Source organism: Bradyrhizobium sp. URHC0002, assembly GCF_054059515.1.
In genome coordinates this window covers 972,102-985,364 of sequence record NZ_JBSSCF010000001.1, presented here as the reverse complement: position 1 = coordinate 985,364, position 13,263 = coordinate 972,102, and the positions used below count along the sequence as shown (strand labels likewise).

The following is a 13,263-nucleotide window of genomic DNA, read 5'->3' as shown; positions in this document are numbered from 1 at the left end:
CACCATCTCTCCGAACAGTTGGTGATAAATGGTGGGCACGCAGCGCTTTGCCCACCCTGCGACGCCGAAAAAAATCGGCGGCCCCGAGGGGCCGCCGATCGCTTCTTCCGCCGATCGTTTCGATGGGGTCGCCGCGGCTAGCCCGCAGGACCTGCGTCCTCGAGGATCGGGCCGAACAGTTCCCAGCGCTCGCCATTGAACCGCATCATCTGCAACTGCTTGTTAACGCGATAATCGGTCGGCGACGTGTTGGCGACGATGCCCGGCAGGTTCAGATCGAGCGGCACATCCTTCAGGCTGGTTGCCACCTTCATGACGTTCTCGCGGGTGAGATTGTCGCCGCACTTTTGCAGCACGTAGATCATCAACTGCGAGGTCGAGTAACCATAGGAATTGAAGCTCGAGTCCTTGTCGCCGTCGGGATAGTACTTCGCCATGAACTCGAAATACTTCTTCATGCCAGCATCGTCTTTCCAGGTCGGATCGAGCGGATCCTTGCCGTAATTGACGCTGATCACACCCTTGGAGGCTTCGAGCCCCGCCGGCTTCATGACGGCGCCGACCGAGGTCGCATTGATGTCGAGGATGTGCACCGGCTTCCAGTTGAGTTCGTAGATCTTCTTGATCGCCTGCGCTGCCTGCTTGGGCGTCGTCGCCGAGAAGAACAGGTCCGCACCGGCGTCCTTGATCTTGAGGATCTGCGAATCGATGGTCGGGTCGGAGACTTCGTAGGAGGCTTCCGCCACGATCATCTTGGCCGCCTTGTCGCCGAGGCCGGCCTTGATGCCGTTCAGGTAGTCCTTGCCGAGGTCGTCGTTCTGATAAAGGATTCCGATCTTGGCGTTCGGATATTCCTTGATGATGTACTGGCCGTAGATGCGTCCCTCGACGAAATAGTTGGGGTTGAAACCCATCGTCCAGGGGAAGTTCTTCGGGTCCGTGAACTTCGATGCGCCGGTCGCGGCGAACAGTTGCGGTACCTTCTTCGAGTTGAGGTACTTCTGCACGGCGGCGTTCGAGGGCGTACCGAGCAGCTGGAAGGTAAGCAGCACTTCGTCGCTTTCGACCAGCTTGCGCACCTGCTCGACCGCCTTGGGCGGCGAGTAGGCGTCGTCATACTGGATCAGGTTGATCTTGCGGCCATTCACGCCGCCCTGATCGTTGATCATCTTCATATAGGCGGCCTGGGTCTTGCCGATGGTGGCATAGGCGGAAGCCGGTCCGCTGAATGGATTGGTCTGGCCGATCTTGATCTCGGTATCGCTCGCGCCGGTGTCGTATTTTTTCTGCGCTGATGCCGCCGAGACCGACAGCGCAAGTGCGAGCGCCGTGCCTGTGGCCAGATGGAAAAAACCCTTCCTCATATCCTTGCATTCCTCATGTTGTCATTGAACCGATGATCTTGCCGCGGCTTCGTTTCGCCGACGGATGTCATCGCTGCCACAATAGTGGCGGAAGCCATGTTGCAATGCAAGGCATCCAAAAGCCGGGTTTCGGGTGTCAGGTTCCGTCTGCTCAAAAAGAATCCACACTTGGGGTCAGCCATAAAATGATGCACGGGTGCGGGCAGGGAACATCACAGGGCTCAAAACAAAGCCGCCGGCATGTGGGACGCCGACGGCTTCAGTCTTGAATCGGGGCAATTCACTAACCGGCAGGTCCGGCGTCCTCGATGATCGGGCCGAACAGTTCCCAACGCTCGCCGTTGAACTTCATCATCTGCATCTGCTTGTTGATGCGGTAGTCGGTCGGCGAGGTGTTGGTGACCATGCCGGGCAATGACAGGCTGCCGGTGGCGTTCTTCAGGCTGGCTGCCTGCTTCATGATGTTTTCACGGGTGAGATCGTCGCCGCATTGCTGCAGGATATAGACCAGCAGTTCCGCGGTGGAATAACCGTAAATGTTGACCGTGTTTTGCTTGTCGCCCTCAGGATAATATTTGTCCATGAAGGCGAAATAGGCCTTCATGCCGGCGTCGTCCTTCCACTGCGGATCGCCGGGATCCTTGCCGTAGGCAGTCGAGATGATGTCCTTGGAGATGTCGAGGCCAGCGGGCTTGAGCGTGGCGGAGATCGGGCTCGCATTGATGTCGAGGATGTGAACCGGCTTCCAGCCGAGGTCAGCAACCTTCTTGATCGCCTGGGCGGCAAATTTCGGCGTCGAGGCGTCGTAGAGCAAGTCGGCGCCCGCGGCCTTCAGCCTGACGATCTGCGAGTCGATGGTCGGATCGGTGAGTTCATAGGAGGCTTCGGCGACGATCATTGTCGCGGCCTTGCCGCCGAGGGCTTCCTTCAGGCCGGTGATATAATCGCGGCCGAGATCGTCGTTCTGGTACAGGATGCCGATCTTGGCGTTGGGATGGTTCTTCAGAATGTACTGCCCGTAGATGCGCCCCTCGGACTGGTAGTTGGGGTTGAAGCCCATCGTCCACGGAAAATTCTTCGGGTCGGTGAATTTCGATGCGCCGGTCGCGGCGAGCAATTGCGGCACCTTCTTGCCGTTCAGATATTTCTGCACAGCCGCATTCGACGGCGTGCCGATGATCTGGAAGGTGAACAGAACCTCGTCGCCCTCGACCAGCTTGCGCACCTGTTCGACGGCTTTCGGCGGCGAGTAGGCGTCGTCATACTGGATCAAGTTAAGCTTGCGGCCGTTGATGCCGCCCTGCTCGTTGATCATCTTGAAGTAGGCGGCCTGCGTCTTGCCGATGCCGGCATAGGCCGACGCCGGGCCAGAGAACGGAACGGTCTGGCCGATCTTGATTTCGGTATCGCTCGCGCCGGTATCGTACTTCTTCTGCGCACTTGCAGATGTCGCCGATAGCGCGATCGCAACCGCCGCGCCTGCAAGCAGATGAAGAATGCCACCTCTCATGTCGCTGCCTCCGTTGTATTGACCGGTGATCGTGTCCGGTCATCGGTTCGGATGGCCAGCCGTCATCGTTACCAGGGAGTGTGGCGGAACGGATTTGGCAACGCAAGGCAGTGACGGAAAGGTGAGCCCGTCAAGCCAGCCAGAGCAGGACCAGGGCGAGCGCCGCGGGCGCCGCCTGCACATAGAGGATCCGGCGGCTGACCGTCGCCGCGCCATAGGCGCCCGCCACGATCACGCAGAGCAGAAAGAACGCTTTGATCTGGAAGGCGAAGGCCGGATTGGGGTGGAACAGGCCCCAGAGGAGGCCCGCGGCGAGGAAGCCGTTATACAGGCCCTGGTTGGCGGCCAGCACCGCGGAGTCCCTTGCCTTCTCGATTGGGTTGCGGAAGATCTTCAGGCCCAGCGGCTTGTCCCAGAGAAACATCTCCAGCACGAGAAAGAACACATGCAGCGCGGCAACCACCGCGACCAGAATGTTTGCGATGAAGATCATGTTGCGGTCCCCCAACCGGCAGCGGAATTCGGGTGGACGCTAACACGACGCGCGTGAAAAGTGCGGGTGCCTGTCGATATTTTTCAGGGATTGACGATGCCAGAGAGCTTCAACCTCGACCGCCTGCCAACGCCCATCGGGACGGCGCTGCTAGTCACCGATGCGGACGGCGTGCTCCGCGCGCTGGACTGGCAGGATTATGAGACGCGCATGAAGCAGTTGCTGCGCCTGCATTATGGCGCGGTGAACTTGAAGAATGCGCCGGCGCCGCGCGAACTGCGCGCCGCATTGACCGGCTATTTCAAGGGCGACCTCGACCGCCTCGCTGCGATCGAATGGCGCGTCGCCGGCACGCCGTTCCAGCAAAAGGTCTGGAACGCGCTGCCCGGGATTCCTGCGGGCACGACGCTGAGCTATGGCGCGCTCGCCGCGAAGCTACGGATGCCCAAAGCCGTCCGCGCCGTCGGCCACGCCAACGGCTCGAATCCGATCAGCGTCGTCCTGCCCTGTCACCGCCTGATCGGCGCCAACGGGTCGCTGGTGAAGTACGGCGGCGGGCTGGAGCGCAAGCGCTGGCTGCTCAAGCACGAGGGCGCCCGGATTCAAGAAAGGGTGCGGGTCGATCAAGCGGCTGGAAGCTGCGCTTGATTGACCCGTCATGGGCTAATCGAGACTTCGCGTGTTTCGCATGTCCCGCACGATATAGATGAACACAAGAATCGTGGGTGCCCAGGCCAGTATTGCCCCAACCAGCATCGCATGTACTGTCGTCATGATCGCTCCTTGGGTGTCCGCTCCACCCCGTAGCTGGATCAGCTTCTTTCCGCGACCGACGGTTGAGGGAAATTGTAGAGCCATTTCCAATAGGTCCGGTTGCGCTCCTGCTGCCGCTTGTAGATCTCGCGGCACTTCGCCGAGCAAAATTGCTCGAAGTACCAGCTACGCCGGACCAGCCCGAAGGGGCGCTTGCACTCGGGATTTCCGCAGCAGTTTGTCATGACGCAGCCTCCGCGTTCGCGCGTCGAATCCAGCGAATGAAAATCTCCTGGCCTCGATGGAGGCAGAGCCGTCCGCAGTAGTATTCACGCGCAAGAGAAATAATCTTGGGATTTTCACTGTCGCACTGAGAACACCGTGGTTCTGTACGCATGGCGACCTCCTTCTGAGGAATTGCCAGTACCGATCAAATTGTGTGCTGCATTTTCTCGGCCCTCGCTAACTCGAGGGGCGACGATGGCCCGACTCTTGCGCCCGTTCCCGGCCGCTATCAACTTGTCTAGATGTTTGGCGGGGTCATCCTTGCGTATAGCCGGCCCGCAGCATCAGCGCAGCGCCGACCCGATGGGGGTCATCCGCGCTTTGCCATGCCTTTTCCTGCCAGGGCGGCATCGAGGCATGCGATCAAGACTTCCCCGTCGAAGGGTTTGGTCAGGTAGCCGACCGCCCCGGCCCTCAGCGCGCGCGCGCGATCGCTCTCGACGGAGAAAGCGGTGATGAAAATAAACGGCAACCTGTGTCCCCGGGCAAGCAGCTGGGCCTGCAATTCGAGTCCGCTCATGTTAGGCATTCTGATATCGGTGATCACGCACGCTGTGTCACAAAGGTGGGACGATCGCAGGAACTCCTCGGCAGACGCGAATGTATGGACGGCGTAGCCAAGCGATCTCACGAGATTGTGGGTCGCGCCGCGAACGGACCCATCATCGTCGATGACTGAAATTACCGGTGGGTTGGACACAACGGTCCTTCCTGGGGACGACCAGAGGGTGTCGCTTGCTGCACAGCCGCGGGATGAGAGAGTGCGTCCGAAATCGGAGTCGGAGAATCATACTTAGGTTTGCGGCCCGCCGGATCCGGATCCGGGCCCGATCCCGAGCATCTCCGCCATTCTCACCAGATCGGGCAGCGACTTCGCAGCCATTTTTCGCATGATGTGCCCGCGGTGTATCTTCACGGTGATCTCAGCAATGCCGATTTCGGCGGCAATCTGCTTATTCATGAGGCCGGCCGTGACCAGCGCGATCACCTCCCGTTCCCGGGGCGTCAGGGTCGCGAAGCGAGTATGCAGGCCCGAGAGGATTTTGGCTTCATCGCGGCTAACCCGGTCGCGTTCGATTGCCGTGGTCACGGCATCCAGCATGTCCTGGTCGCGGAATGGCTTGGTCAGGAAGTCGACGGCTCCGGCCTTCATCGCCCTGACCGTCATCGGGATGTCGCCGTGACCCGTCATGAAGATGATCGGAATGTTAATATCGGCCTTCGCCAGCTCGGCCTGAAAGTCGAGGCCGCTTAGCCGGGGCAACCTGATGTCGAGGATCAGGCAGCTGGCGACGTTCGGAAGCTTGCTCTGCAGAAACTCGTGAGCCGAACCGAACACTTCGACCCGCAAGCCCACGGACCGAAAAAGGTTGCGCAGGGCGTCACGCACCGATGCGTCGTCGTCGACAACGAAGACGACCGGCTCCTCGGCGCTTGCGAGGGTTTGAGGCGATTCTGGGCGGCCGGTCACGTATTGTCCTCCTGATACAATGGCAAGGTGAACTGAAACGTCGCGCCGGGACCGGTATTTCCGGAGGCCGACAGCCGTCCTCCGTGTGCGTCGACGATCGAGCGGCAAATCGACAGGCCCATGCCCATGCCGCCGGACTTGGTGGTGTAGAAAGCATCGAACAGCCGATCGACATCCTCGGCGGCCACGCCGACACCGCAGTCGCTCACCATAACCAGAACCTGGCCTGTCTCATCCTGTCGCGTCCGGATTACCAGCTCGCGCGGCCGGTCCGTGACCGGCTGCATCGCTTCAATCCCGTTGATGACGAGGTTGAGGATGACTTGTTGCAACTGGATCCGGTCGGCGAGGACCGGGGGAAGGGCAGGGGCGAGTTCCAGCCGCAGCGCCACCTGGTGACTGAACAGCTCATGCTGCACGAGGCTCATGACCTCGTTGACGACTTCATTGATGTGGAGCGCTTTCCGATCGGTGGTCTTGTTCACGAGCGCGCGGACGCGCTGGATGACTTCGCCCGCTCGATTGCCGTCATTGATAATTGACTGCAGGGTGGCGCGCGCTTCGTTCAGGTTGGCCGGGTCGCGGTCGAGCCAGCGCAGGCATGCGGCGGCGTTGGTGACGACGGCGGCGAGCGGCTGGTTCACCTCATGGGCGATCGACGCGGCGAGCTCGCCCAGCGCAGTCACGCGCGTGACATGCGCGAGATTCGCCTGCGCTTCGTGCAGTTCGGCTTCGGCTTCCTTGCGGGCCGTAACGTCCGAAACTGCCCCTACAAAATCGATGCCGCTCGATGTATCCTTCACCGCATGGCCCCTGACGTGGACATGCTTGACCGAGCCGTCAGGCATCAGCAGCCGATAGCCATGCTCGAAGTCCTTCCAATCGCTCAACGCACGCCCGGTGATCCGTAGAACGCGCGCGCGATCATCGGGATGGATGCGTTGGATCACGGTGGCCCGCTTGATTGAAGGCGCCTTGTCGAATCCAAAGATTCTGAAGGTTTCCTCCGACCAGATGATTTCGTCGCTGCCGGCGCACCAGCCAAAACTGCCGGTGTGGCTCAATCGCTGGGCTTCGGCCAGATACATTTCGCTCTGCCGCAGCGCATTTTCAGCCTGTTTGCGTTCGGTGATGTCCTCGCACGCGATCAGGACGATCAATTGATCGTCCAGTCGCCGCACGGCCTTGGCGTTTTCACGAACCCAGAGCGACGAGCCGTCCTTGCGAACCTTGCAGATCTCCCAACTGTGGGTTTGGCCGATATTTTCCAGGCATATGGCAACGTTGCTCTGGGCCACAGGTCGCTCGTCGGCGGGGAAGACTTTCAGCACGGATTGCCCGAGCAATTCGCTGACGGAGTAGCCGAGTTGCGCGGCGCCGAATGTGTTGACGGACAGGACGGTCCCGGCCGCGTCGACCATGAAATACATCACTGGGTTGTGCTCGAATACCTCCTTCCATTGCGCTTCGCTATGACGCAGCGCTTCTATCGCGTGTTGTTCGGCTCGCGCGCGGCCGTGGAGCACGGCTTCCATCTGCCTGCGGGTCGTGCCCACCCGGAGCATCATGATCAGGGAGGCGATAAGCGATGCGATGAGCAATACGACGGCGGTCAAATAGGCGGGCGCCGCCGGTGCGGGGCCGAGAACAAGCCAGATGAAAGCTGCCATCGTCAACGCCAGCACCACGCTACCCAACAGCCAGTGCTCGGCTGAGCGCCAGGATTTCATGGTCTGGTTACGCATCATCGGCAGCATCATTCGGCCACCCTGGGCCCGCTGCGTCGCTAGGTGATCTCTACCATCAGCGGCAACAACGTCGCCCTCCCACGGGGGGCATACTAGCAGCTTTTGGACGCCCGGAAGGATAATCCGGAGACGTAAAGGTCGGGGCGGTCCTCGCGTGCACCGATGCGCTACCGGCGAGTGCGACATTCCGATCACTCGCCCCGGCTGAATATCCCAAACCTAGGTATGATGCTGCCAACCGAATGTAACGTGTGGATCAACCTCCGTTCAATGGTCGGTTTCGTTTCAATGATGAAGCTTATCGGGTAACCCAGTGGCACCAGAGTTTTCTGGAATTGCCCGCGGGAAGGCCGTCACGCGCGACCTCCAACCGGACGTCGCGCCGAACGCAAGCATCTCGTCGCAGTTGTCAAACCCGTTACCCGGCGCTCGTCGAACGCAAATCTGGGGATTGATATGCCGAAAGCACATCTGCGCTTGATCCTTTGCTCCGATGACGTCGGACCCGAAGCAAGGCGCCGGAGACACGACCGCGGCTTCCGGCCTTCCGTGATCGATGGTGGCAAGCGGGCAATCGCCGTGCCGGCAGGGGACCCATGGCAAGCTTTGCTCGAACTGTTCGATCTGGGTCTTCTGGTTTCCCGGACAAATTATCTTGCCTTCGTCACGGCGAGTCTGACAGCTCTCGAACTCCACGGTTGGGCTGATCCCAAACAGGCCAACTAGAGTCGCGCCCACGCCACGCGAACTGCTTCGGTAGGGACCACGCCGAGCTACGGCGATGGCCGCGAAGCTTGCAATGCCGCGCGGCGTCGGCCACGCCTTGGGTTCGAATCCGATCAACGCCGTCCTGCCCTGTCACCGTCTGATCGGCGCCAACGGTTCGCTGGTGAAGTGCGGCGGCCAATCGGACCGGCGTTGGCCGGCGCGGCGCGGCCATTCCAGCCGGAATAGCCGTTGCGGATTCCGGCCACGTGTGCGACGCTCTGTAGCATTGAGGCCCGAGATCGCAAGGTAGCACCATGGATGACAGCCTGCCCGAACTGGGCGACCTCGAACGCGAGGTCATGCAACTGGTTTGGGCCAATGGTCCGGTGACGGCCGAGGCCGTCCGCGAGCGGCTTTCCCGTCCGCTCAAGGAATCGACCGTCCGCACCGTGCTGCGACGATTGGAAGACAAGGGCTACACCACGCATACGGTGGATGGACGCACCTATGTCTATCAGGCTGCGGAGCAGCGTGGACGGGTTGCTGCAAAAGCTGTCCAGCGCATTGTCGACTGGTTCTGCAACGGCTCCGTCGAAGAAGTCCTGGTCGGCATGGTGGATACGGCGATGCTCGACCAGCGTCAGTTGCGCCTGCTGGCCGATCAGGTTGCCAAGGCCAAAGAGAAGGCCGGGGAGAAGGTCAAGGCGAAGGGAGGGAGGAAATAATGCTGGCGATTCTGGCGGAGTCGGCGCTGCGCGCCCTGCTTCTCGGAGGCGTCGTTTGGCTTGGCTTGAATCTCATGCGGGTACGGAATCCGCACGTGCACATGACCTGCTGGGCCATGGTGCTGGTGGCGTCATTGGCGATGCCGCTGTTGATGCGTTGGACCACGGTGACCGTCACCGTGAACGCGTTGCCGGTGCCGGCGGCGGAACATTTCTGGCCTGCCGGCAGCCCGTGGAGCGGCGCGTCGACGGAGCCGCTGAACGACGTGCTCGCGACAGGGCAGAGCATGCCCGCCGCTGTCGGCGGTACGCATGCCGAAGCGATGAACTGGCTGGCGCTGGCCACGATTGTCTATGCGCTGGTTGCCGGCCTGCTGTTGTTGAGGCTGGCGGTCGGCCTTTATCTGACCTGGCGTCTGGCCCGCGCGGCCAAGCCGATGCGCGCGCCTTGGACGGCCGACTGGAGCGTGCGCGTGAGCAGCGTGATCGCCGGGCCCGTCACCTTCGGATCGACCATTCTGCTGCCGCCGCAATGCTTCGACTGGGATGTGCGCAAGCGCCAGGCCGTGCTGGCGCATGAGGGAGCTCACGTCGCCAACCGCGATTTCTATCTGCTGCTGCTCGCCTCGCTCAATCGCTCGGTGTTCTGGTTCAGTCCGTTCGCGTGGTGGCATCTCACCCGGCTGGCCGAATTGGCCGAAATCATCAGCGACGCAACGGCGCTCGAAGTGGTCGAGGACCGGCTGTCCTACGCCGAGATTCTGCTCGATCTTGTGCAGCACGTTCGACGGGCGCCGGCCGGCATCGAAATGGCAAGGGCGTGTACGGTGCGCAGCCGGGTGGAACGCATTCTCGCTGCAACCACGGCCCCTGCGAAGCTGGGCTGGGGCAAACGCATCGGGACCGCAGCCGTCATTCTGCCGATTGTCATCGTCTCTGCCGGCTCGATCGCCTATCGCACCGCGCCGGTGTCTTCGCCGTCGCAAGAGCACTCGACCGCGCCTGCGACGGCAGTGCGCAAGCCGCAGTCCGTCTCCTTCTATTCATTGGGCCGCGCGTCGATCTTCACCGTCTCGCGGGACGGCGACGAGTTGTTCGGCCAGGTCAGCGGGCAGCGAAAGCTCCGCTTGGCCGCGGCGGGCGATGGTACCTATTCCTACCCGGCGCCGGCCGGCCCGATCCTCGTGGCCGCCGGCGGTGAGCGGCAGCCGGATGGCCCGGTGCTGAGCCAGAATGGCCGCGACATCAGCGCCATCAAGGTCGCCGAATTGTCGTCGCAGAGCGTCGAGGCCGATGCGGGCCTGCTGGATTCATATTGTGGTTCCTACAATCTGGGACTTGGCCGGGTGCTCACCATTACCCGTGAGGGTGAACGGCTCTCTGCGCAGGAGACCGGACGGCCGAAATTCGAGATCGTGGCGCGCGGCGTCGATGCCTTTGCCAGCAGCCACGACGATCTGGTTGTTTTCCTGCGCGATGGTCAGGCCAAGGTGACCCAGGTGCTATTGCACGAGCCGGTGTACGGTACCCGATTGGCGGCGCGGGTCGCCGCCGCCAGGGCGAAGGCGATCGAGGAAGACTTCGCGCGCCGGATCGCAGCGGCGCCGGATCGATTCAGAGAACAGACCCCGCGGCCGGGCAGCAAAGAGGCGGTCTTGCGAGGGATCGACGACCTGCAACGTGGTGCCCCCAATTACGAGCGGATGAGTACGTCGCTGGCGGCCAAGATCCGTCGCCAGGAGTCCGAGTTGCAGGCCATGTTCAAGGCGTTCGGCGCGGTGGAATCGATCTTCTTCCGCGGCGTCAGTCCGGGTGGCTACGACATCTACGGCGTGAAATTCGCCAATGGCGTCGCGGAATTGCGCATCCTGCTGGCGGCGGACGACAAGGCCGACGATGTCATCTTCCGGCCGGATGGCAACAACAAGCCCGGTGGCATCGTCGCCTGTTCGGAGGAAGGCAGCCTCAGAGCCACAGCCGAAACCGCGCCGATCAAGGTGCTGATCTACAATGGCAGCGGGAGCGACCTTCAGCTCTTCAAGCTGGACGCGGAGGGGAAACGCGCGGCCTTTGGTACAATCGGCGAGGAAATGACGTTTCCGGTCACGACCTATGTCGACAGTCCATGGATAATCGCCGATCGGTCGGGGAAGTGTCTGGAGATCGTGCTGCCCGGGCAGCAAACGCGCTTTCACACGGTCGAGGTGAACGGCCGGCCCGGCGGCGCAGTGCTGCCGCGCACCGTTCCGCTGGCCGGCAGTGAAACGACGCTGCGCGGATACATCGAGGCCGTTGGCCGCGGCGAGCCGGACTACGATCGCATGACGTCCGAAGTCGCGGCGCAGACGCGCCAGCAGCTTTCCTTCAACCAGGCGATTCTCTCCAGGCTCGGCGCCCTGCGCGCGATGTCGTTCCGCGGCGTCTCAGGTCTCGGCAGCGACGTCTATATCGTCCAGTTCGCCAATGGTTCGGCGGAGTGGCGGATCGGCCTGGTCAAGGACGGCACGATCGGACGGATTGCGCTGGGTCCGCAGTACTGATCGGCGGCTTCATCCTTCTCCGGAGGGGTGAAGGTCTGAGACCCTCACGATGATGGGCGCGCCGCCACCGCGCCTGTCCGGAAGATGCTTCGCACCGCCGAGCTAACCGCGATGCCCGCATTTCCAACCTGAGCGAGCCGTACTCAATCGCGGCTTGCATAGTCGGTTCTTAAGTGTTACAAATCGTAGCACTACAGATCGTCGCATCCTCGGGTGTTGCCATGAGCCGTTCTGCAAAGGCTGAAGCCGCGCTGGCCCTCCATCGGTTCGGGATGGGGCCGCGTCCGGGATCGATTACGGCGATCGAGGCCGACCCGCGCGGCGCGCTGATCGCCGAACTCGATCGTCCCGCGATCAGCGAACTCGCTGCCGCCAATCTGCCTTCGAGCGCCAAGGCCTTCCGCGCGGTAACCGACGCCTATGCCAAGCGGCAGGCCAAGGCGATCGTCGCCAAGAAAGAACAGGACGCCAAGCGCAAGCAGATGGCCGAGGCGTCCGCCATGATGGAAGGCGCCGCGCCTGTTCCGGACGAGATGGCGCAAAAGGCGGCCACTGAGGCCATCCCCGATCCAGGCCGGCCGATCTATCTCGAAGAGGCGCGGATTCGCATCGCGAGCGCGCTCGGTGCCGAGATCGGTTTTGTCGAGCGGCTGGTCTGGTTCTGGTCCAATCATTTCTGCGTCTCGGCCGACAAGATCCGCAGCATGTCCGGCGCTTACGAGCGCGAGGCCATCCGCCCTCACGTGCTCGGCCGCTTCACCGACCTGTTGCTGGCGGCCGAGGGCCATCCGGCGATGCTGTTCTATCTCGACCAGACGGTTTCGATGGGCGCGAATTCGACCGCCGGCCTCAACCGCAGCCGCGGCCTCAACGAGAATCTCGCGCGCGAGATTCTCGAGTTGCATACGCTGGGCGTGCGGACCGGCTATTCCCAGGATGACGTCATCGGCTTCGCCAACATTCTCACCGGATGGACCTTGGTGCCGCCCGGCGACAATCCCGAGCACGGCGGCGAATTCACCTTCAATCCCCGCCTGCACGAGCCCGGCGCACAGAGGGTGCTGGGAAAATCTTACGACGACGAGACGGTAGAGCAGGGGCGTGCCGTGCTGCGCGATCTCGCCGCCAATCCTGCAACCGCTACGCATGTGGCAACCAAGCTGGCCCGCTATTTCGTGGCCGACATGCCGCCGCCTGCACTGGTGGAAAAGATGGCGAAGGCCTTTCTCGATACCGGCGGTGACCTCAAGCAGGTCGCCAGGGTGATGGTCTCGTCCGACGAAGCGTGGACGCAACCGCCGGCCAAGCTCAAGCGGCCGGGCGAGTGGGTGGCTGGCATGGTGCGCGCGACCGGGCTCACGCATGCCGACCCCACGCGGTACACGGATGGACAGGTCCTGCTCGGCGAACCGCTGTGGCGTCCGCCGTCGCCCAAGGGTTTCCCGGACGATGAAGCGTCCTGGATCGACGGCTTGGGACGGCGGCTCGACGTCGCCAATAATTTCGCCGAGCGCATCGCAGGCACGACCGATCCTCAGGATGTCATCGAGACCGTGCTCGGGTCACAGGTGTCGCCGGAGGTGAAGCAGGCGGTTGGCCGCGCCGAGAGCCGTCCGCAGGCGCTGGTGCTGCTGTTCATGTCGGCCGAATTCCAGAGGAGGTGAGC

The 13,263-nt window shown here is 62.2% G+C and carries 11 protein-coding genes and 1 pseudogene; 5 read left to right on the top strand and 7 right to left on the bottom strand.

The genetic code is table 11. The annotated features are described in order from the left end of the window. Window positions 1–137: 137 nt before the first annotated feature. From ACVWVY_RS04765 to ACVWVY_RS04755, 3 genes are all read right to left on the bottom strand, one after another. Window positions 138–1,364 (bottom strand): ABC transporter substrate-binding protein, encoded by a 1,227-nt coding sequence (locus tag ACVWVY_RS04765; RefSeq protein ID WP_456625296.1) that lies wholly within the window; start codon window positions 1,362–1,364, stop codon window positions 138–140. Between the two features lie 283 nt (window positions 1,365–1,647). After that, window positions 1,648–2,874 carry an ABC transporter substrate-binding protein gene (locus tag ACVWVY_RS04760; RefSeq protein ID WP_456625295.1) on the bottom strand — a complete coding sequence of 409 codons (1,227 nt, stop codon included), beginning with the start codon at window positions 2,872–2,874 and terminating at the stop codon, window positions 1,648–1,650. A gap of 130 nt (window positions 2,875–3,004) precedes the next feature. After that, the gene (locus ACVWVY_RS04755; protein WP_456625294.1) at window positions 3,005–3,367 is read right to left on the bottom strand and encodes a DUF1304 domain-containing protein; all 363 of its coding nucleotides are present in this window, start codon (window positions 3,365–3,367) and stop codon (window positions 3,005–3,007) included. 96 nt (window positions 3,368–3,463) lie between these two features. Here ACVWVY_RS04755 and ACVWVY_RS04750 point away from each other — a divergent pair, with 96 nt between their 5' ends. Beyond that, window positions 3,464–4,015 carry a methylated-DNA--[protein]-cysteine S-methyltransferase gene (locus ACVWVY_RS04750; RefSeq protein WP_456625293.1) on the top strand — a complete coding sequence of 184 codons (552 nt, stop codon included), beginning with the start codon at window positions 3,464–3,466 and terminating at the stop codon, window positions 4,013–4,015. A gap of 164 nt (window positions 4,016–4,179) precedes the next feature. Here the strand turns inward: ACVWVY_RS04750 and ACVWVY_RS04745 are convergent, their stop codons facing one another. The 4 genes from ACVWVY_RS04745 to ACVWVY_RS04730 all read right to left on the bottom strand — a co-directional run bounded on the left by ACVWVY_RS04745 (window position 4,180) and on the right by ACVWVY_RS04730 (window position 7,636). Then, window positions 4,180–4,365: a hypothetical protein gene (locus tag ACVWVY_RS04745; RefSeq protein WP_456625292.1), complete on the bottom strand. Its 186-nt coding sequence runs from the start codon at window positions 4,363–4,365 to the stop codon at window positions 4,180–4,182. 350 nt (window positions 4,366–4,715) lie between these two features. Beyond that, entirely contained in the window at window positions 4,716–5,105 is a 390-nt protein-coding gene (locus tag ACVWVY_RS04740; protein ID WP_456625291.1) for a response regulator transcription factor, read from the bottom strand. A 93-nt stretch (window positions 5,106–5,198) separates the two neighbouring features. Continuing rightward, window positions 5,199–5,876 carry a response regulator transcription factor gene (locus ACVWVY_RS04735; RefSeq protein WP_456625290.1) on the bottom strand — a complete coding sequence of 226 codons (678 nt, stop codon included), beginning with the start codon at window positions 5,874–5,876 and terminating at the stop codon, window positions 5,199–5,201. Next, window positions 5,873–7,636: a PAS domain-containing sensor histidine kinase gene (locus tag ACVWVY_RS04730; RefSeq protein ID WP_456625289.1), complete on the bottom strand. Its 1,764-nt coding sequence runs from the start codon at window positions 7,634–7,636 to the stop codon at window positions 5,873–5,875. The genes ACVWVY_RS04735 and ACVWVY_RS04730 overlap by 4 nt, the downstream gene beginning before the upstream one ends. A gap of 747 nt (window positions 7,637–8,383) precedes the next feature. Between ACVWVY_RS04730 and ACVWVY_RS04725 the strand changes: the two are divergent. The 4 genes and pseudogenes from ACVWVY_RS04725 to ACVWVY_RS04710 all read left to right on the top strand — a co-directional run. Continuing rightward, window positions 8,384–8,555 (top strand): annotated as a pseudogene (locus ACVWVY_RS04725) (MGMT family protein); the annotation flags it as partial. 91 nt (window positions 8,556–8,646) lie between these two features. Then, entirely contained in the window at window positions 8,647–9,057 is a 411-nt protein-coding gene (locus ACVWVY_RS04720) for a BlaI/MecI/CopY family transcriptional regulator (protein WP_456625288.1), read from the top strand. Continuing rightward, window positions 9,057–11,597: a M56 family metallopeptidase gene (locus ACVWVY_RS04715; protein ID WP_456625287.1), complete on the top strand. Its 2,541-nt coding sequence runs from the start codon at window positions 9,057–9,059 to the stop codon at window positions 11,595–11,597. The genes ACVWVY_RS04720 and ACVWVY_RS04715 overlap by 1 nt, the downstream gene beginning before the upstream one ends. A 221-nt stretch (window positions 11,598–11,818) precedes the next feature. Continuing rightward, on the top strand, window positions 11,819–13,261 hold the full coding sequence (locus ACVWVY_RS04710; protein WP_456625286.1) for a DUF1800 domain-containing protein: 1,443 nt from the start codon (window positions 11,819–11,821) through the stop codon (window positions 13,259–13,261). Window positions 13,262–13,263 lie beyond the last annotated feature (2 nt).